At 33.6% G+C, this 21,267-nt stretch carries 12 protein-coding genes; 6 read left to right on the top strand and 6 right to left on the bottom strand.

The annotated features are described in order from the left end of the window. Nucleotides 1-17: 17 nt before the first annotated feature. A complete protein-coding gene (locus tag UABHE_RS18130) occupies nucleotides 18-1,274 on the bottom strand; it encodes a hypothetical protein (protein WP_372364647.1) in 1,257 nt (418 codons plus the stop codon). Then, nucleotides 1,261-3,636, bottom strand: a complete 2,376-nt coding sequence (locus tag UABHE_RS18135) for a tetratricopeptide repeat protein (RefSeq protein ID WP_372364648.1) — start codon at nucleotides 3,634-3,636, stop codon at nucleotides 1,261-1,263. Before UABHE_RS18135 ends, UABHE_RS18130 begins: the two co-directional genes overlap by 14 nt. Nucleotides 3,637-4,181: 545 nt before the next feature. On the opposite strand from UABHE_RS18135, the gene UABHE_RS18140 reads away from it, so the two are divergent. From UABHE_RS18140 to UABHE_RS18165, 6 genes are all read left to right on the top strand, one after another. Further along, a complete protein-coding gene (locus tag UABHE_RS18140) occupies nucleotides 4,182-4,640 on the top strand; it encodes a hypothetical protein (RefSeq protein ID WP_372364649.1) in 459 nt (152 codons plus the stop codon). A gap of 29 nt (nucleotides 4,641-4,669) precedes the next feature. Then, nucleotides 4,670-5,764: a peptidoglycan DD-metalloendopeptidase family protein gene (locus UABHE_RS18145; protein ID WP_372364650.1), complete on the top strand. Its 1,095-nt coding sequence runs from the start codon at nucleotides 4,670-4,672 to the stop codon at nucleotides 5,762-5,764. Between the two features lie 155 nt (nucleotides 5,765-5,919). Continuing rightward, nucleotides 5,920-7,005 (top strand): type IV pilus twitching motility protein PilT, encoded by a 1,086-nt coding sequence (locus tag UABHE_RS18150; RefSeq protein WP_372364651.1) that lies wholly within the window; start codon nucleotides 5,920-5,922, stop codon nucleotides 7,003-7,005. 1 nt (nucleotide 7,006) lies between these two features. Further along, nucleotides 7,007-8,242, top strand: a complete 1,236-nt coding sequence (locus UABHE_RS18155) for a hypothetical protein (RefSeq protein WP_372364652.1) — start codon at nucleotides 7,007-7,009, stop codon at nucleotides 8,240-8,242. A 52-nt stretch (nucleotides 8,243-8,294) separates the two neighbouring features. Beyond that, a complete protein-coding gene (locus UABHE_RS18160) occupies nucleotides 8,295-12,335 on the top strand; it encodes a protein kinase (protein WP_372364653.1) in 4,041 nt (1,346 codons plus the stop codon). Nucleotides 12,336-12,360: 25 nt separating this feature from the next. Then, on the top strand, nucleotides 12,361-13,248 hold the full coding sequence (locus UABHE_RS18165) for a hypothetical protein (RefSeq protein ID WP_372364654.1): 888 nt from the start codon (nucleotides 12,361-12,363) through the stop codon (nucleotides 13,246-13,248). 747 nt (nucleotides 13,249-13,995) lie between these two features. Here UABHE_RS18165 and UABHE_RS18170 read toward each other — a convergent pair. From UABHE_RS18170 to UABHE_RS18185, 4 genes are all read right to left on the bottom strand, one after another. Continuing rightward, on the bottom strand, nucleotides 13,996-16,314 hold the full coding sequence (locus tag UABHE_RS18170; RefSeq protein ID WP_372364656.1) for a leucine-rich repeat domain-containing protein: 2,319 nt from the start codon (nucleotides 16,312-16,314) through the stop codon (nucleotides 13,996-13,998). A 163-nt stretch (nucleotides 16,315-16,477) separates the two neighbouring features. Then, nucleotides 16,478-17,656 (bottom strand): ribonuclease inhibitor, encoded by a 1,179-nt coding sequence (locus UABHE_RS18175; RefSeq protein WP_372364657.1) that lies wholly within the window; start codon nucleotides 17,654-17,656, stop codon nucleotides 16,478-16,480. Nucleotides 17,657-17,659: 3 nt separating this feature from the next. After that, the gene (locus UABHE_RS18180) at nucleotides 17,660-18,895 is read right to left on the bottom strand and encodes an SDR family oxidoreductase (protein ID WP_372364658.1); all 1,236 of its coding nucleotides are present in this window, start codon (nucleotides 18,893-18,895) and stop codon (nucleotides 17,660-17,662) included. Between the two features lie 274 nt (nucleotides 18,896-19,169). Continuing rightward, nucleotides 19,170-21,212: a HEAT repeat domain-containing protein gene (locus UABHE_RS18185; protein WP_372364659.1), complete on the bottom strand. Its 2,043-nt coding sequence runs from the start codon at nucleotides 21,210-21,212 to the stop codon at nucleotides 19,170-19,172. Between the last annotated feature and the right edge of the window lie 55 nt (nucleotides 21,213-21,267).

Genomic DNA, 21,267 nt, shown 5'->3' on the forward strand with positions numbered 1-21,267 from the left:
GGAAAAAAGCATGCGTTTTAATAAAAACTTTCTACTTTTGCATTCACATAAATCATTAGGTTATCTTTTTTTCGATACGTTGAAAATGACTTATCATTTTGTGTGTCGTATGGATTATGAAAGCCAGCAATAAAAACTGTTTTGCTGTAAGGAATACAAACTTTTGTATCCACCTCTTGTAATTTTTGATTAGGGACTGCAATTTCGCCACCAGCCACAGGAAACGTTGGAATTGGCTTTGTTATGGAGGCTACTTTGATTGATAAGTTGTAATCGATTTTGCATTTTTGTTCGCAAATTTCAGGTTGAATTTTTAGAGAAACGCCTTCAAACATACGTCCAATAATGTCACCTTCTTTACTGGTTCCAGCGAGAAAGTCTGTTTTAGTCACATGGACAATGTCTCTAGACTCCAACTGATGTAACTCTAAGTTTTCTTTCAAGATGAGTTCGCTGCTTTTTGACTGTTGAACGTTTTGTAAAAAAGAGGAAAATTTACTATTATCAACGGTTGCGTACAAACATAGGTTGTTTGATTTTCCTTGGATAGTGTGCACAGGTGTAAAATCCAAATTACTTTCTTTAAAAAAATTACTTTTAAAAGCGATAAACCCATATTTTATTTGCAAGCGGTGACGAAGAGAAATTCTGAGACTTTCTAAAAATGACTGTATGTGGTTGTGCACATGTGTATAGTGGCGAATAAACAACTTTTCTTTCATTGTGGTGATCATCGTGCTATTGTATTCATACTTTTGCAAAACTTTTTCTTTGATAAAATCAACTATTTCCCCAGGTGTATAGTAGTTGTCTTTTACCATTGGCTGCTCAAAATTTTCGCCGAAAATTTTATACGGCTTATCAATGGTCTCATATTTTTCAGTAAGTGTATTGTTAAAAGCCAAGTCTGATATGTCATATGTTTTGAGATAAATTTTGTCACTACTTTGTACTGAATGTATTTGTAAACAGTCACTTGCTATCTTCCATTTGACTTGTTGAGGAGATAATGTTAAGTATAAAAATTCTTCGATGGAAATAGTTTCAAAGCCAAGTGTCAAAAAATGATTTAAGTCTTGTTGTAAATATTCTTTCGCGTTTATATCAAGTTCAACTGTAATTCCTAGTTTGTCAACAATGTAATCAACGGCTTTGTCTAACGTTTGTAAAGTTGTGACTAAGTAATCAATATACAATTGATACTCTTGCAGTTTTCTGTATATATTTTCTTTCTTTCGCGTATCATTAATTAAGTTCATTTTATTTTTTTTCATTTATTTTACTAGGGACTATTAAAAATACGTATTTTTTATCTTTGAAATTAGTAACAAGATATTTTTGATTTGGTTTGTGTTTGAAACGAAAAAATCCTCGATGAATGTCGGTTTTTGGCGTTTCGATTGAAAAAGAATAGTCGTTGAGATCGTAGGTACTTTGTTTTACATTTCTTTTGAAAATGCTGCTTTGAACTTCTATAAAATTTTGTTGGTCGTTAACAAATATATTTGTTAATTTAATTGCCGTTCCCTCAGGAACACTTCGTACTTTTGCCGTAGACAATTTTCCTTCTTCTAGGTGTATCCCTTCCCAAAACGTTTTCAAGTGATAATCTGCCGTTTCAATGCTTTGAGTATTACTACAAACAACAGGAGAAAACTGAGTAAGAATTTGTCCGCGGTTGTTGAGAGAGCTCAATATTTCTGATTTGCTTTTTTCAGTGACATATACTTTTAGACTATTTTTGGATTCAAGGTTTGTCCAACCATTTTTAGTAATTTTGTCTACATCATTCACTAAGTAAACATATGAATAAAAACGTTGGAGCTTATTTATATTTTCACGTAGACCGTTTAACATAAACTGTATTTTTTCGTGAACGTTATCGGTACCATATACAAGTAGACGATCACGGACAATGCGAAATATGGTTTTTGTTGTTTTTTCTTTTACGTACTCATTACATAATCTTAGTATAAATTGATTACGGCTTTCATGAGCCTGGAATCTGAGTACGGTAGAAATGTGTAAATTTGGTACTTTCTGCCAAGTAGCAATATCATAATATTGAGGGAAATGTTTATCATCCTCTTTGGCGAATAAATCAATTTCAATGTCTGGTTTTAACAAAAATTCATCAATAGCGATTTTACGCATAGAAAAGAAGGCTATTAGGCGATGGTTTTGCCTACCCATCATTCTTGAAGTTAAGTAATGGGACGCAATGGGATTAAGTAAACCCAAAAGAATAAAGGATTTTTGGCCTTCTATTTGAGAATCAATCTTTGCCGTTTGGTCCATGAAGTAAGGAACTTGCAATGGCCCTGAGGTCATTGGAATTGTCTCGAATGGGCGATTTATTTTCCTTGTTGATACTAGAGTGCTGATTCTTTCTTTTTCGTAATTCATACGAAACAAAAATTGCAGCCCTTCTTGGTAAACGTTGAAGTCAATTTTTTTGTTTATGTATTCTTTAACTAAAGGAACTTCAAATGTCTTTGTTAATGAAATTTCATTTCGCCTCAAAAAAACTACCTCTGGAAAAAAGTTTAAATAAATCCCTTGGTCATAGCACTGAGCAATAAGATCTTTGATATTATTGGTATCTAGTTCAGCATAAAAACAACCCTTTTCCGCCGAGAGGAAATTTAAGTTTAGATTACGAATTTCTTTTTGCAAAATCAAACCGTTGCCGCTTGCAACAACAACACTGGCATAGTAAATGTGCTTTTTCTTGGTAAGCGATTGTAAAATTTTTTCTATTTCTAAGTGAAAAGCATCATTATGACGAACAAGTAGGTTACCGTTGATAAAATTGATGGCATTTGCTAAAGAAGCATGATTAGTTACCGGTAATTCATTTTTTAGTAAAAGAAGAAAATTGTTTTTGAGCACGTAGTCATTTACTTGGCTATTTTTTCCAAGTATTTCTGAAAAGTCATAGAGTATATCTTTAAAATTTTCTTGGTTTTCCTCTGTGATTTTTTCTTCAAGCCCTTTTAGCCACTTATATTCTGAGTCTTCTCGCGAAAAAAGTTTGTCCTGCACAGTAATAAGTTTTTTTTCTACTTGTTGTAAAAGGGCTATTGCTTTTTCGTTATCCAAATGGAAAGACAAAGATTTTTTTAAAGTTTCTTTTGCATATTGTAGTTGATTATCATCGTAATAGTCTTGTGCTATGCTATGCAAGGTAGCAGATATTAATTTTTTTTCTTCTAAAGGATCATTTTCTAAAACGTCACTTTTGCTTTTTTCTTTTGCTTCTGCTAGTTCTTTCTTTAGCTTTTCCAAACGGCGTTGAGTGCGAATACTTAATTGTCTTTCGGTGATTTGAAAAACCGGACGCATATGAGAGAAATTATCTTTAATTTTATTGTAGTATTCCCGGGCTTTTTCATCGACTCCTAGCTTTTCAAAGCAAAGTGCAAGATGTAGCAAACAACGAGATTGTAAATCATCATTTGCTTCTGAAGAGGCAATAATTTTTTGATAGATTTCAATAGCTTCTTCCAAGTGTCCGTGAACTTCTTCTAACGAAATAGCTTTTTCGTATTCGATTTCTAAAGTCAAGTTCTGAGCAAATACAAAAGCACATATCGATATCGTATACAAAATAAGTGCGTAGTGAAATCTTATCATTAACGTTGCCCCAAAAAATATAGTTTTATTGGCGGGAAATCATTTGCACCTATTTTAAAAAGGCTTATTACTTGCCAGTATACATATGTTTTCGAGTGATGATTTAAGTGCATGCAAATGTTTATGTAAAAGACCTATTATAAAGGAAAGTGTGTCACAGGATTGTCACAGAAGTGTAATTTATTTGTCATGTATTTAAAATAAATGAATAGAGACGCACCTTGATATCGTTCAAGGCTCGAATTAAACACTGTATTTTTGAGTTTGTGTAAAATCAACTGATATGCTTTAATATAAAAGCTTAATGACTTAGGGCGTGTTCCTATTCATATCTAAACATTGATGGTTCTAAGTAACTCGACAAAAGCATTTACTCACTTAAGTTTGTTCTTTTATTTTCTAGGATTGTTGTTCTTCAGTTATGCAACTATTGCTGCGCCACGGTAGAAAATAAAATTTTGCATTCAATTGGGTAAATATTTTTGCTAGGTCACTTAGTCTCTGTACTAGCTTATACTATATTTTAAATAACGGAGGAAGTTATCGTGAAATGGCTCATTTTTGTCGCCGCTGCATTTTTGTGTTGGGGTTCTTACGGTCCAACTATACATACAGGGCAAAAAGCTCTTGGTAAACCGCCAGCGTCAGCTTTGCAGGTTTTTATTTGTGTCGGTATGGCATATTTCTTAGTTGCAGTAATATTACCACTTATTGCGATGCAGGTAAAAGGTATAGAGTTTTCATTTAACAAAGAGGGTGTTATTTGGGGAACTTTTGCTGGTGTGTTAGGGGCATTGGGGGCATTTTTTGTCATACTAGCGTTTATGAATGGCGGTACTCCTCGTTATGTAATGCCTTTAGTATTTGCTGGGGCGCCAATTATTAATGTAATTGTCACACTTATTACCGAGCCACCTCAAGGTGATGTCAATCCTCTAATGTATTTGGGATTTGTTATGGCTGCTGCAGGCGCGGGTATGGTTTTATACTTTAAACCTCATTAGTAATAGAGTTTATTTTTAAGGAATAATTTATGAAAATATGTACTATTTTTTTACTACTTATTTCGATAATTTTTTGCGATAGCAAAGATGTGCCTACGTGTGAAGATTGCGAACATTTAAAAAATAGAAAAATCTCTTTAGATGATGTTCGTGGAGTTCTAGACACACGTGCGCAAAGAGCTCAGTATAATTGGCCGTTTAAGCCGTTTGGTAAATCTTGTCCAGTGGGACATATTTCTCACAGTTACCAACATTATTCAGGTGAGCCATATTTTCACCATGGTATTGATATTCGTATGCCAGCAAACACACCTATATATAGTTCGACAGGTGGAAAAGTTGTAAATATTGAAAATTATGTTTTGGGTAACGATTTGTATTGGGAAATAGCGATTGTCGATGAAGAAGGCTTTTTGTGGCAGTACCACCATGTCGATTATGACTCAATACCAAAGAGTATATTTGATGCATATAAAGCTAAAGGATCTATTGCAAGTGGTACGCTTATTGGTGAAGTTGTTTATTGGCCTGTAAAAGCTTACGGTAAGAATTTCCATCATATACATGTTAACGTTTTAGATCGCGACGGAAATTTTCTAAATCCTTTGTTGTTCTTACTTCCTTTAGAAGACTCTACTGCACCAGTTATTGAAAATATTTATTTTGTACAGGACGAAAAAAATTCGGCACTTTCTCCTAGGTCTTTGTCTGGTAATGTTGACATTATTGCCAAAGCAGAAGACAAAATGGATAATCAACCTTACCAACTAACTATCTATAAAATGGAATACGAAGTTGTTTCTGTGGATAAAAGCCACAAACTGCCAAAGACAAAACTATGGCAATTTGACCGTCTACCAGGGGGTGGAGACATTAACAAAGATGTTTATAGTGTATACAAAGAGTCTTTTTATGCTGGTGGTCAATATCTTTCTACTTCTGGAAACTATTATAGTCGTAAATTTTATATTGTAGTTACAAATCAAAATTCAGGAAAAGTTAGTAAAAATGGCTTTTGGCAAACGAATAAATTACCAAATGGAAAGTATATAGTTACAGTACATGCCACTGATTTTAACGGCAATACTACTAGTAAATCTATCGATGTAGAAATTAAAAACTAAAGTGTACTAACGTTTAGGTTTTTAACATAATGTGGGTATTTTAGAAAAAATAGTTGTACTTAGAAAAAGAAAAGTAACTCGAAAATCTCTAAAATAACCACATTACAAAAAATATAAATGTTAACATCTTCTAAAGTTAAAGTAAGGAGTTTGTAGTGCCTGAAATCGATAAGTTATTTGAAGTATGTGCGAAACATGGTGCTTCTGATTTACATCTTAAAGCAGGTAATCCCCCGGTTTTGCGTGTCACCGGAACAATGCGCGCTTTGGATACTCCACCACTAAGTTCGCAGGATATAGAAAAATTAGTTTTCCCAATGCTTTCTCCTCCAGACCTCGAAAAGTTTAAAGAAACAGGTGATTTAGACACAGCATACGCCATACCAAAAATAGGGCGCTTTCGCGTTAATCTTTTTCGCCAGCGCGGGAAAGCAGGGTTGGTTGCACGTCGCGTAAATGCAGTTATTCCTTCGTTTGAAGACTTAAATCTTCCGAGTGTGCTCTCTAAAGTTGCGATGCACAAACAAGGCTTAGCGCTTGTATGTGGAATTACTGGTAGTGGTAAGTCAACTACTCTTGCTGCAATGATCCAACATATAAACACTCATCGTCGTTGTCACATTGTGACTATTGAAGATCCAATTGAATATATGTATGAAGATAAAAAAGCTCTTATCAACCAACGGGAGATAGGACTTGATGTGGAATCTTTTTATATTGCTCTTCGCGCTGTTGTACGACAAGATCCTGATGTAATACTTATTGGTGAAATGCGCGATGCCGAAACTTTTTCTACAGCATTGACTGCTGCAGAAACAGGACACCTTGTATTTGGTACTTTGCACAGTTCTACAGTTCCACAAACCTTTGGACGTATTTTCGACATTTTTCCGCATTCAGAACGTGATTCTGTGCGCCAAGGTTTGATGTTTAATTTAGTCTCTGTTATTTGTCAAAAATTAGCTCCAACAGTTGATGGCAAAGGACGAGTACCTGTACACGAGATATTAGTAATGAACCCAACTATTCAGAAATTGCTTCAAGAAGGTAAAGAGAAAAAGATGGGAGATGTGATACGCAATTATCAAGAGGATGGAATGTGTGATTTTAACCAAAGTCTGTTTAAGTTGGCAGAGGCAGGAAAAATTACCAAAAAGACAGCTCTAAAAATGTCTCACAACGCTGAACAACTGAAAATGAATTTCAAAGGAATTTTTATTTCAGACCGAGGTATTGTTTAATTTGAAATCTATCATATTAATTGCGATAGTTTGCCTACTTGGGGCATGTTCCGACGATACCCTTAATTATAGCGATGGTAGTGTTTATAAGGGAAATGTTCGCAACGGACTTGCCCATGGTGAAGGCAAACTTGTCGCAAAAAATGGAACTGAGTATGACGGTGAATTCAAAAATGGTATGAGAAGTGGTTTTGGCGTACAAGTATTTAGTAATGGAAGTAAATATAACGGAGATTTTCATAAAAATGCTATGCATGGCAAAGGTACTTTATTGTTAAAAAATGGTGATATCTATGTTGGAGAATTTGCTTACAATAAATTTCATGGGGAAGGAAAATATACCTGGAAAAATCAAACCCGTTATAAAGGTAGCTTTAAGAACAACCTTCGCCATGGAAAAGGCAAGTTGATCGCGGTTAGTGGTTACCTGTATAATGGCCGCTGGAAAAAAGGCCAAAAACATGGGAGTGGGACAGAAAAACTAGCTAATGGTAATACATACGTAGGAGAATGGCAAAACAACTCTCGACATGGCAATGGAAAAATGTTTTGGATGAACCCTAAAGTTATTTATGAAGGATTATGGCAACGTGGCGAAATTCGCGGCCAAGGTATATTTAGCTGGCCAGATGGTAGTGACACTTTAGGGGTATGGCCTAGCGATGCTAAAAACAAATTATTATTACAAGATAACAAATTGCAGCTGCTTGTTTATTGCAGTGACAATAATATTAGAGAAAATGTAGCAAGAAATAATAATATTTCATGGCACACATTAGAAAAACTAATGTACGATAATCATCTAAGAACGCGTAAGGTTGCTCGTACTTATGCTGCGAAACGCAAAGATATTCCAGTTAAATGGCTACAAAAATTACTGATAGATGCCAACAGTGATGTGCGATTTTATCTTGCAGGAAATAGCAAAGTACCAGGAAAGATATTGGCAGTTCTGTCTAAAGATTCCGTTATAAAAGTGCGTAGTAGTGTCGCGCGTAATGTAAATAGTTTACCGCGCACAATTACAGAGCTAGCTCAGGACAAAGAATGGTTAGTACGAAGAGCAGTTGCACAAAATACACAGACAACTACTGAAATCTTAAAAGATTTATTGAAAGATGAACATTGGCGCGTGCGACAAGCTGTAGCGATGAATTCCAATATTTCCGACGATATGAAAAAAATATTGTCACAAGATAAAGAACAACAAATCCGAGATTTATTTAGCGATAACTAGTTGTGTTATTTTCAGGGGCGCAATTCTGCGGCCTATTTTAGAAAGTTAAGTTATGTACGGTGAAATAGTTGCAATTGCAGAGACCTCTTCCCAATATACAGTATATCCCGGTGATTTTTTAGTTTTTGGGCGTGGAAAAAACGCAGATGTCATTCTCGATGACAACGCTATTTCCCGTTTACATTGTAAAGTGTTTTATCATAAATCTGAATTTTGGATTCAAGATTTTGGTAGCCGTAATAGTACTCTTATTAACAACGAACGAGTATCACGACAACCTTTAAAACATGGAGACGTTATTCGCTTTGGTCGTCATCGTTTTCGTTTTCACCTGCGGGATGAACACAAAAAAAATTATGCTGAAGATCAAGAAGAGAGCTTTTCAAAGCTTAAACGTCATGACAAGCTTATTGGTAAAATAGCTGTTGAGCTCGGTTATATAAAGCGCAGTGAAGTAAAAAAATGTATCTTACTACAAGAAACACTTAGCGAAGATAACGACTATATTCATCTCGAAGATATTTTTCTTCAAGAAAACTGTCTTAGCGCCGATGAAATTCAAAAAATCAACAAATATAAAATTCAAGTCCCTTCCATTGAAGGTTACAAATTACAAGAGCTTATTGGTGTTGGTGGCATGGGTAGAATTTACAAGGGACGATTTGTAGATGATCCAGAGCCAGTAGCGATTAAAGTGCTTACTAATACCAATGATGAAAATCAAATGCAACTCAGTCATCAATTTATACGTGAAGCTAAAGCGATTGCTAAATTAAATCACAAAAATATTGTCGCCGGTCTCGATTTTGGATTTGCAGGTAAGAATATCTACATTGTTATGGAATATATCGACGGACCAAATTTACAGCAACATCTGAAAGAACAAGGTGGACGTCTCTTGCCAGATGAAACGCTTAATATGGTGATGCAAATTGCTAGCGCTTTAGAGCATGCCCATAGTTGTGGTTTAGTGCATCGTGATATAAAAACAGACAATATACTCCTCGCCACACCTAATTCTGTAAAATTATGCGACTTTGGTTTAGTACGGGATGTTGAAGAAACAGGTATTGATGACGAAAAAGTTTTTGGAACAGTTGCCTATATGAGTCCTGAGCAGTGTTTGTTTAAAAAAAATATAGATATTCGCGCTGACATTTACTCTTTAGGGGTTGTATTTTTCCGTATGTTGTATGGTGACCTTCCGTTTAAAGGAACGAAAAAAGATGTACGGCGCCATCATGTTCAATTGCCAGTAAAATTTCCACCATCGCAAAGTGATGAAAAGCAAAAACTAGCTGAAATTATTGCAAAAATGATGGCCAAAAAGCCCAAAGATCGCTATCAAAATCCCAGCGAGTTACTTCAAGATTTGAATATTATCTCTAAAGATTTTTCCCCTGTCGAAGATGCTGATGGTACAGCGGAAGTTGAGATTGAATATTCTGTTTCTCTCGATGATACTGAAACGAGAATGTTAAAAACGCCCGTCGAGACGCAAGAATTCAGCCCATGGCAACTGGCAAATTTTGCAGAAAAAGTAGCGCATATAAAAAAATATCCAACCTACTATTGGAAACATGTAGCTGTCATACTTATAACCGCTGCGCTCTTTCTTTATATTGTTTTTGTATACAATATTTCAAACAAAAGGCAACACTACTACGATTTAGCAGAACAAGCTATCAATAAACAAAATTTTAACAAAGCTGGTAGTTTGATAAGTAATATTAGTGCACCGGATATGATCAAAAAACTACAATCTCATTCTATGGCGCGAATTGAGATTATTGCCTCAAAAAATCCGCATCGCGCATTAAAACTATATAACCTAATTAGCACATGGGGTAATGATTCTGAAATAACAAATATGGTTAACAGTTTACAGAAAAAATTGCGCGAAAAAATAGAACTAAATAAAAAAGACCGTTCTTTTTGGACAAAACTACAGGATTTAGAAAAACGTATTTATGAAAATACGGATCTTGCTTATAATTTTCAACAATTATACGCTCTTGCTTCTACAAGAGAGCATCGCGAAGCATACCAAAAACTCCAAGAAAATTTTGCCCGCCATCAAGTAAAACAACAATTAAAAAATTACCGATTCATTAGTCAGTTCGAATTAAAATTTAATATATATCATTCTCCGCAAAAGCCTTTTTCTAACTTGAACTTTCATCCTTTAGCTGCAGAAAAAAAAGAAAGCAACAATATTTCAAGCTCTGGCCATTTTTTTGTATTTGATAATCCATTTTTATATAGAATATCATCAAAAAATGGAAGTTGTACTTGGGTAAAAAAAGTGGAATGCTCACTGTCTTCTTTTGAGGATATTGTTTTTTTAAGTGCTGGCTCTCAAACATCTGACTTTACAAAAGTAGACCAATTTATACTTTGCGATTACAGCACAAAGACTTTTTATTTGATAGATGCGCAAAGTGGACAACAGGTGTGGAACTTTCAGATTCATCGTCAATTATCAGCCAAAATTGCATGTTACGATTCAAAAATATATTTACCATGTATAGATAAGAATACTTATATAGTTGATCTGGAAAGTCACAAAGTTTTTGGATGTTTGGTATCGAGTAGCAAGTGCGTGCTGCCTCCTGTTTTAAACAATGATGTCATTTATTTATCTTGTTATGATGGTAAGACATACGGCTTTAACCTTTCGAAAAAATCGCTTCAACATTATGTAAAAGCAACAAATAAACCAGCACTCTTTTTTCTTTATATACAGAATGCAGCTATTCATATTGTCCAAAGTGGCAGTGGTTTTACTGTTTATCAACATCAGATACAAGGATTCCAATCGACATTAGTAAAAAAATACGAAGGATCACGTCCTATTCTTGGTGTTCGTGTTTTCAAAGGAAATATGTATATAAAAACTGATTTACGTTTGTATAAACTAGACCCAAAAAGTAAACAATTGGAAGAATTAACTGGTACTAGGTTTCTTTTGCCGAATAAGAACTTATTAGAAAAAGAAATGCCTGAAGGAAAAACATTTTCACAACCTCAAATCGCAGGAGAGTCCTGTTTTGTTCAAATAAAACTAAGTACGGGCATATGGTGCGCACACTTTTATAAAGGCAAAAAAGTTTGGGAAAAACGTTTAAGCGTTGCAATATCAAATCACAAATTGCATAAAAATAACGCATGGTTAGCTGCCAACGATGGTCGCTTATACTGTGTTCGATTAAGTGAGAGTGGTTTAAAATATCGTTATATTCCTGGGCATAAAAATCGCGAAATTAAAACTTCTTTTACTCGTCTACTTGGCAAAAAAAGCAAAATATTGACAATAACAAATACAAAGCAGGTAAAATTATATGATTTTGCAAAAGCAAAGCGTTATAAAATAGCCAAAATAAATCTTTCAGCTAACAATGAAGCTTCTAAGGCGAGGATTTTTAAAGGAAAATATGCTTTTGTCGCGAATAAAAATAAACTTCATGTTGTTTCTTTAAAAACGGGAAAAAACAAGTATAAACCCTATCTTGCTCCACGTAATTTTGCAACGGCACCACTCTTTTTTCGCGGGTATGTATTTATCGCTTTAAAAGACAAACATTTATATTGTTTAAAACTCATTAATAAAAAAAGCGGTCCTTACATGAAAAGTATGTGGCGCTTTAAATCGAAACGCCAAATAAATGAATTAGTACGCGTAAAAGAAAAATTATATCTTACAGATAAATCTGGCTATGTATATGCTGTTGATATGCGCAAAGGCCGAAGAGTATGGTACAACGCAACAAGAGGAATAATAAACAGTCCTTTTCTTTATCACGATAATTATTTATACGCATGTAATAGTAAAGGCCTTGTCTATAAATTTTCTCTATCTGGACGTGTTATTTGGAAAAAAGAGCTAAAAGGAAATTTTTCACTTGCTCCACAAACAAATGGTGAATATTTGTATGTTACCAACAAAGAAGGATCTCTATTTAAATTAGATCTTCAAGATGGTGTTATGTTTCGTAAAACTGATTACCAAGATACCCCGCAAATTTTTTTCCATCACAATAAAACTGTTTATATCGGTAGTCACAAAGGTTTTTTGTATTCTCTTGACGAGTAACTAAAAATTTACAAGGACGTTCGCTATGTACATTAGCAGAGAAAATTCGCTTTTTTTCATCTCCGATAATATTACTTGTGTTAGTAATCCTATTTCGCTATCGGATATACTAGCGTGGTCAGCACATGATAATCGCGTGACAACTTTGGGCGAGGATGGAACAGTGAGTTGTTATGATTCCGGTTGTTTATTTCGAGAATTTCAGATTAAATTACTTGATAATTTACACAAAGTAGCTATTTCTTATGATGGAAGCACAGTTGTGTGTAGTGTATTTTTTGACCATCTCGATGTTAAACGAGAGGTGTATATCTATCAAGGTGAAAGTTGGCTTGAAGTACCACAGCCAGATTTTTTGGTTGAAGTTAATGATATTTGGTGTGCTCCGTATAAAAATTTCTATGGATACTCCTACTTGACTGGACAACCTCATGGAGGTGGTGGAAGTTACGGTGATCGTATGTATGGAATTTTAGTTTGCGAAGGCAAAGAAACAGTGCGCGACTATTACGATACTAGGTCTTTCGACGAAGAGCCTTCTTTTCAGTTGTTTTTTGGGGAAAACGCCAATCCTCTGCTCTTTTCATGCGAAAATGAAATTTGTGTAGATTTTGGCATAAAAACATCGAGAATGTCTTCTGGGTTGTTGGAGGTTCCAGAATGGGATATTGATGTAGAGCAGAATTTATGTAGTGAATGGATAACTAGGCCTTGTATTGCAAAAACAAATGATGTTATCGGATTTGTGCTGCAAGAACAAATTGGTGTGTTGTGCACAAGAGACGGTTGGTTGGAGATTCCTGAACCCATTGTTGCCATAAGTTTAGAGAAATGGCCAAAAGTCCAATATGTATCCAAAGATATAAAATTTAAAGAGATTGATTCTAATGAATTAAGGCCGGCTGGATTCTAACATACGGTGCCGTATTCAAACTTCACATTTATTAGCTTTCGCTAACCATGCTATCGATTTGGGGCAGAGATATTCAAACCTCAATAGTTTAGATCTTATTGACGGCCTTAATGTACGGTTATTTTACGGTATAGTTGAGGGAATATCAAGAATTTTATTTAAAAATTTACTAGTCCTCAAATTTTTTGCAATAAACTCACTATTTCTGTGCGTTAGTTCATGCCTTTGATGCAAACTTTCTTCATTTCAACATTTTCTAATCATAAGATAGTTGTCTATTTTGAAAATAGACGGAGAACAACATCAATTCCAATCTCAAATTTTCATACTAGGGCCTGTCATCATTCAAACTAATAAAATAAAACAATGCAAGAAGTTGTTTCGAGCCCGTTTCCAAGCCCGAGTCCGAGCCCGTTTTGAAATCTTTTAAAGAAGGTAATCATAAATAATTTCGATCAAAAACGCCCGATGTTAACCAAGTAGCTCTAGAATTGTCGCAATGTCTACCGTTCCTCTTTAAACTAAAAAATCCAAAGTAGTGGATAACATTCATACGCGAAGGATTCCCGAAAACTTTTGCATGGCTGCTTACTTTAGATTTTTACAAGTTAAATCGTTACTGCAGTGTGCCCATTCAATCAAAGTTTAATTTCAAATTTAAAGCTATAATTACAAACGGGCTCGGGCTCGCAAACGGGATCGGGCTCGAAAAAATAGGCAATTTCTTGAATGATGACACGCCCTAAATTACCGTGTTTTAAAAACTGAGGAGTTTCTTATTTTTTGGGGAATATTTAAATAATTACTTTCTGATATGTAAAGTTCTTTTAAGTGAGGAAGCTCTAATAAAGTCTCAGGTATTGTTCTGAAATTATTGTTTCTTAAATCTAGTTTTCTTAAAGAACAAAGTTTTGTGATTTCTGGGGGTAAACTAGATAATTGATTTCTTGATAGTGTCAGAGAAGTTAAATTTGTTAGTTTTTCAATTTGTTTTGGAATTTCTTTTATGTAGTTGTTGTGTAGATTTAATTCTCGTAAAGAAGTTAGGTCTTCTATTTTTTTAGGAAACTCAGCTATGAAGTTATTAGATAGATTTAGCTTTTGCAAGCAAGGTAAATCTTCGATGATAACTTTTTTGAGTCTATTGTTAGATATGCTTAATTCACGAAGAAAAAGCAGAGATATTATTTGTATTTCACATAAGTAATTGTTCGATAAATAAAGCTCTTCAAAGGAAGAACCATTCATTTCAATTAAAATGCCTTTTAATTGGTTGTTAGATAAGTTAAGTTGTTGCATACAACGAAGTTTTTTAAGTTCAAGTGGCAATTGCGAAATACAATTGTTGCTTAGGTTTAACTTTTCTAAAGAGGAGAGTTTTTCTATTTCACAAGGAAGTTCTTTTATTCTATTATTAGCTAAACTTAATTGCTGTAAGGAAGAGATCTTGGCTATTTCAGAAGGTAGTTCTTCTATTTCATTTTCATCTAAGATTAATTTTTTTAGAGACATAAGTTGATCTATTTGTGGAGAGATATCAACAATATTGTTATTGTCTAAGATAAGTACTTCCAGAGTTCTAAGAACCATAAGTTCTTGAGGTAGCTCTTGCAAGAAATTGTTTGATAATTTAAGTTCGCGAATCGCAGATAAATTTTTTATCTCAGAAGAAATATTTTCAATACCGTTATTTGATAGATCAAGCCACAAGAAATTTGAACTTTCTTTAATATCGTCTAAACAAGAAATCTGGTTTAAGCACAAAGAAACTTTTGTTAACGAAGGTAATTCTGCTAGTTGAGAAGGAAATTCTTCGAAATCGTTGTCAGACAAATCTAATTCCTCAAGAAAGGTCTGTTTTTTTATCGATATTTTTTGAAGAGTGTTTCTAGATAAATCAAGTTTCTTTAAAGCAAACATCTTTTGTAAGTTCATAGTTAAACTAACAATACAATTACCAGAGAGATTAAGGAATTTTAAAGAAGAAAGTTCACTTATTTGTGGTGGAAGATTTTCGAGATGGTTATTCGAAAGATTAAGAGTTTGCAACGAAAAAAGTTTACCTATTTCGCTCGATAGTTCTTTAATACTGTTGTCTGAAATTTCAAAAGACTGCAATGAAGAAAGCATGCTTATTTCACTAGGAAGTGCTTCAATACTATTTTCTGAAAGGTTAAGGGATTTCAGAGAAGAAAGTTCTCCTATTTCCTTTGGAATTTCTTTAAGGCGATTATCTGAAATATCAAGAGATTGTAGAGAAGAGAGTTGGCCTATACTAATTGGGAGTTCTTCAATACGATTATTTGAAATGTCAAGAGATTGTAAAGAAGAGAGTTGACCTATTTCGTTAGGGAGCTGTTCGATACTATTATCTGAAAGGTCAAAGGATTGTAAACAACAAAGTTTACCTATTTCTCGAGGAATATTTTTGAGTTCATTTTCAGCTATGTCAAGAGATTTTAGTGCTGAAACTTCACCGATTTTATCAGGGAGTTGCTTGATGCTGTTTATAGATAAATCAAGATATTCAAGAAAAGATAAGAGCCAGATGTTTTGAGGGATTTCTTTAATACTATTCATATGTAAGTGAAGTTTTTCTAAACAGCTAAGTTGAAAAATATTTTGCGGAAATTCTGGTAAATTATTTTGCGACAAATCAAGTTCTTTGAGTTGGGATATTTTACTCAGTGCTTTAAAATCCTCTAGTTTGTTGCCACTAAAAGACATACTTGTAATGGAATTAAATGATGATATTTTTTTAGGAATATATTTAAGTTGACAATATTCCATACATACTTTGTTGATAAAAAAATTTTTTAATGTTTTATTTTGTAGTTTTTTTAAAGAGGTATTATCTAATTTAAGTACTGTGTTACCAATCGTACTAGTATTTATAAATTGACAATTTTCTAGATTTTTTAGTGTAATTTTGGTACGGAAACTGCAATTATCGAAAATAGAATTTTCTATTTCATAGATTTTATCTTGGTGCAAATAAAACGTGCACGCTAAATATTTTGTATTACTAAAAACATCGTAAAGTACTTTTGTTTTAATGATTTTCATAAAGCACCATATTCTATTGTAATAAAATTAGCTGTTACCAATCTAAAGCGCGCCAACATTTTGTACAATGTGAATAAGTACTTTAGGGAATGGCAGACTCTTTGAGAATTATGGTAATTTTTCGTATATAAACCGTATGTTTTTTGCATTTTTAATTTTGTTATTACTTAGCTTTAGTTCTATATACACTTTTTATCGCTTGGATGTCGCAGTGTTGTATCCATTTTTCTTTATTTGATAGATTTGCTGTTGTGTACCTCGCTAACAAACTTTTGTTCTTCTTGGATATTTTTTTACCGAGATGGATTTTTTGTATAGTTTTATTTTCGGACAATGCTTCTAGTATTAAATGAATTCCATGGGATGTTATTTGGTTCTTTGTTAGATTAATTTGGCACAGCGCTTTATTTTTACGAAGTATGCTAGCTATATTTTTAGCGCCGATATCACCTATTTTGTTGGCTTTTCCCGATAAAATTTTTGTAGATGGACTGTAGCCTAAGTCTAGCCAACGAAGACTACTATTCTTTTGAAGAATGTCTACCATGAGATTGGTTGAAGAACTACGGATATTATTACTGGCAACACTAAGCTCTTCCAAAGTAGCATTTTTATTTAGTCCTTGTAAAATGTAAGTAAATCCTTCGTTATGGAAAAAGTTGACATTGGAATATAAAGCTTTTATTTTGGGATTTTCTCGTAATAAAATCCCCAATAATTTTGCAATTTTTGCGGAGGCATTGTTGCCCCCTATGTGTAGTCTCTCTAATGTTCTATTGTCATTTATTAAAGACTTGATAATCCTCATCAATCCTTCTTCGCCAAGTTGAGTATTCTCTACATCTAAAACTCTCAAAGAGGTGTTTGTTTTTAACATTTGAGTTAAATACTCAGCTCCTTTATAACCGATAGGGTTTCTTTTAAGCCATAGCGCTTCTAAATGATCTGTTTTTTCAAGAACTTCGCACAAGTTTTTAATTCCTTTTTCGCTAATGCCATTACAACCTAGGTAAGCTACTTTGATTTTGTGATTTTTTTCGATTAACTCGGTCAATGCAGTGGCTCCTTCGTTTAAAATTCCGTTAGCCCCTAACATTATATTTTTTATAAAAGTATTATTCTCTAGAGCTGTACACACAAGCTTGCAACCTTCTGCCCCAATGTTTTGTTTGCATAAATCGAGTCTCTGATCTTTAGTTACTGTGCCACGAGGAAATGCTATTTGCTCCGTATTTACAGTATTAGATATTAGATATTCTGTTAGAAAATCAAGTTCTGCGACATCGCATATTTCAAAATAACTTCGATTTATAGGGCAGTATATATTTGAAATTTTTTGCATAATTTACCAATCTACGCTTTTGTAGTCTTTAAAAAATCTACCATACAAGGGATCTTTATTTATCCCTGATACAACCGGATCATAGACTCTCGCAGCCCCATCAATAATATCTAATGGTGGAGTAAATCCCTGAGGTCTTTTTGATATTGGGTTTTCATCTGTTATCCAGCCAGTGTCTACACTATTCATGTATATACTGTTAACTGCAAAATCTTGCGCTGAAGTTCTGGTAATCATATTGAGTGAGGCTTTTGCCATATTAGTGTGAGGGTGGAAGCTTGTTTTGGTTTCTCTAGAGAATTGCCCTTCCATAGCCGAAACGTTAATAATAAACCTCTTTTTAATCGGAGATTTGAGTAGCATTTTTTTCAAATTTCTGATTAAGATAAACGGCGCTATAGAATTTACCAAATTTACTTCAAAAAGTTCGACATTTTGCACTTGATGAAGGCGCAATACCCAACTATTTTTATCACGTAAATCTAATGGTTGTCCGTCTGTATCTGTTTTGCCCCTTGGGAATAATTTATTAACTTTTGACTCTAAAAATGTCTGTTGTTTTTGTAAGTTTGTCGTTTCTTTATTTTCGAGAAGAACAAGCGCCTCTTTTGAAATTTGTTGTGTTTCTTTTTCGTAAAGTTCTCGATAAAAAGCTTGTGGACGTTTAATGGTTTGAGCAGCGTTGTTGATTAGAATACTTACGTATGGGAATTCTTTTTTTAGGTAACCACAGAAATTTTCTATCGCATAAATATTTCGCAAATCCATGCTGTAAATTTTTAAACGAGACTTCCAATTATCAAAATCTTTTTCATCACTAAATTTAATAGCAGCATTTTTAGGAAAACGAGTTGTTACAATGACTTGTGCACCATCTCTAAGTGCTTTTAGTGACGTTTCATAGCCAATTTTTATTCTGCCACCAGTAACTACAACGATGTGGTTACTTAAGTTTATTGTTTGGTAACGTTTTTGATAGTTAAATTCTGCACATTGACTACACAATGAGCGATAAAAAAAATGAAGCTGTGTATATTTTTTTTTGCAAATATAACAATATAGATGACCATTATTATCATCTGATTTTTTATTTTTTTTATTTTTCTTTCGTCGAGCTTTATATATTTTGCTAACAAGACCTTTTAAAACATTATCATCATCAATAAGGTCGTTATTTTTTGCAATTTTAGACAAAACTTCGATGCAAATTTCGCGATCTTTTTCAGAAAAATATTTCATATAAGTCTTTCTATTTTTGTGAGACTGGTTGGATTCGAACCAACGACCTCTAGTTCATATGCCCTCGTTAGGAGGATTGGTTTTTATAAAAGTGCCAGTTTTCTTAAGCCTAAACTTAGCTAACAATCAATTATAGTGTAAAACAAATCCGTTTGGGAAGCCTTCAAGCTTCTATAGTCTAGCGCTTCTTCCACTGAAGCTACAGTCTCTACTTACGTACAATATACGGTAAAATTAACACAATGTCAAATAATTTTATTTTGAATATTTTAAATTATTCATTATCTTTTTGAAATTCTAGTCTCTTGTTTTTATCCATTTTTTCTAGAGGAGATCTTTGCATTTGCACAGTTGCTCCGTAAGTGTCTTGGTGAGAATTAAGATGTTCCTTTAGTTCGTTAGTTGCATCTGAAAGATGATTAAGTTGATTGTTACCGCTGAAAGATAAGGGATTGACAAAAAGAGTTGGTGTTCTGTAATCTTCGTTGTTTTTCTGTTCACTACTTTGCTGTTCGCTGCTTTGTTGTTCACGGCTTTGTTGTTCACGGCTTTGTTGCTCGCTATTTTCTTTTAAATTTAGGGCGCTTTTTATAGTTGAATTTTCTAAAAAATTAAGTATTTTTGGGGAAACTTCTTGTGATGCATCTGCTACTCGCGGAATTGTGCTAGAGAGATGCGATGGTAAAATTTTGACAATTTTTTCAAAATAGCGAAGTCCGCATTTTAGTAACATTGCAAGTGGCCAAAATGCAAATATAGCCTCTGCTTTTGCTATGTCATATTTATCGGATTGAGATGTTTTAACTAAAGTAATGACAGCTTCTCCCCAGAACATTTCTTCATTTTGTGATAGTATTTTAAAATGTTGGTGGGGAATATCAGAAAAATTCTTGCTTTTGTCTATTTTTTTGTATTTTGTGTTGTGCTTTTTCCATAATTGAGATGCAGCAAGAATGCCTATCGATTCAGCGCAGTAAGATCGTACATCTCCATCTTCGTCTCGTTCTAGTGCTTGTAGAAGAAAAGGCAATACATCTACAGGGTTTTTAGGGTATGCAGATAAAATCATAGCTGCAAAACGACGATTAGGAATATTCTTTCCATTTAGATTTTTGAAAACTAGCGGCCATAAGTGTTGTTCATCAAAATTAATTTGCAATAAAATATCTTTTGCTAAAAACCTCTGCGTTTTTGAACCGCTTTCATCAAAAATAATATCCATTAAATTTGAGGCCACAAGATTACCATGAGATGTTTCTCGCAGAGAACTAATAGCAGATAATGAGATCTCTTCTGGTTGTTGTTGTGCTATCTTTACTAGAGAGCGAATGGTATTTTGTGTGTTTAACTTACCTAGTGTAATACAAATTTCTTTTTGCATTAGCTTGTTTTTTGTTGTTTCAAAAAGAGGTAACAAAAGCCCATCGTCACCTTTTTGTAAGTGTCCAATAGCTTTTACAGAAGCTAGTTGAATAATTTCTTTAGAATGTTGTAAATGTTCTTCTAAAAATTTGCTGGCTTCACGGTGTTTAGATTTTCCTACGACTTCAAGTAAGTGACTTTGTAGTTCTAAAGACAGTTGATTCGATTTTATGTATTTAAAAATGGTTTTTATTTCTTTTGGGTATACGTCTAAAATTAGTAATAAGCGCGTTTCAGCAGATTCTTTATATTTGTTTAGCATAATGAAAGAGTCTTTGATCATTTGTTGTATAGTTCGCCACGTTAGAATAGACCCTAATACGAGAACAAGAATAACAAGGCGCGCAGCAAAAACTACAGACGATCCCCAAAAGCCAACATGCTCAATGTTTATAAGTTCCCAGTGAAATATTTCAGGAATATCAAATAACACAGCTTTTAAGATGAGATCTATAGCATAAATACTCCAAGATAGAATTCCTAAATTTTTTGGAATAAAAAGATTGTAGGAACTTAGGTGGGACAATTCCTTAAGTAGAAAAACCATTGAAGCAATGAGATATACTTGAATAAAAAATAAAAACACGCTAGTAAATTGAAGGCCAAAACGCAGATATTTGGCTTCACTTTTTACTAATAAGCCTTCAATAATTAACTTTTTTTCTTTGTGGACAAAATGATTTAATACACTAATACTCAATGCAATCCAAAAGACAGCGGCATAAGAAATGAAGCTAACATAACGATTTTCTGAAAAGTAAATTCCGCTAATAAACATACTGCTAAGTAAAAGTAGAAAAAGATAAACACTCTTTTTACTTTTCCAAACTTTGCACAGAAAAAAACCTGGCCAAATTAAAAGTAATTTGAGCAAATATATTATATTTTTTTTCATATATTAAAAACCGACTCCATTGATAGTGTTCAAATTGAAACCACAACTTTGCATT

Source organism: Candidatus Uabimicrobium helgolandensis (assembly GCF_041508025.1).
In the GTDB taxonomy this organism is placed as follows: domain Bacteria; phylum Planctomycetota; class Uabimicrobiia; order Uabimicrobiales; family Uabimicrobiaceae; genus Uabimicrobium; species Uabimicrobium helgolandensis.

Bases quoted from the DNA above. Each gene is read 5' to 3' on its own strand.
- UABHE_RS18165 (WP_372364654.1), top strand. From the start codon at position 12,361: ATGTACATTAGCAGAGAAAATTCGCTTTTTTTCATCTCCGATAATATT.
- UABHE_RS18180 (WP_372364658.1), bottom strand. From the start codon at position 18,895: ATGAAATATTTTTCTGAAAAAGATCGCGAAATTTGCATCGAAGTTTTG.
- UABHE_RS18160 (WP_372364653.1), top strand. From the start codon at position 8,295: ATGTACGGTGAAATAGTTGCAATTGCAGAGACCTCTTCCCAATATACA.
- UABHE_RS18145 (WP_372364650.1), top strand. From the start codon at position 4,670: ATGAAAATATGTACTATTTTTTTACTACTTATTTCGATAATTTTTTGC.
- UABHE_RS18130 (WP_372364647.1), bottom strand. From the start codon at position 1,274: ATGAAAAAAAATAAAATGAACTTAATTAATGATACGCGAAAGAAAGAA.
- UABHE_RS18170 (WP_372364656.1), bottom strand. From the start codon at position 16,314: ATGAAAATCATTAAAACAAAAGTACTTTACGATGTTTTTAGTAATACA.
- UABHE_RS18175 (WP_372364657.1), bottom strand. From the start codon at position 17,656: ATGCAAAAAATTTCAAATATATACTGCCCTATAAATCGAAGTTATTTT.
- UABHE_RS18135 (WP_372364648.1), bottom strand. From the start codon at position 3,636: ATGATAAGATTTCACTACGCACTTATTTTGTATACGATATCGATATGT.
- UABHE_RS18185 (WP_372364659.1), bottom strand. From the start codon at position 21,212: ATGAAAAAAAATATAATATATTTGCTCAAATTACTTTTAATTTGGCCA.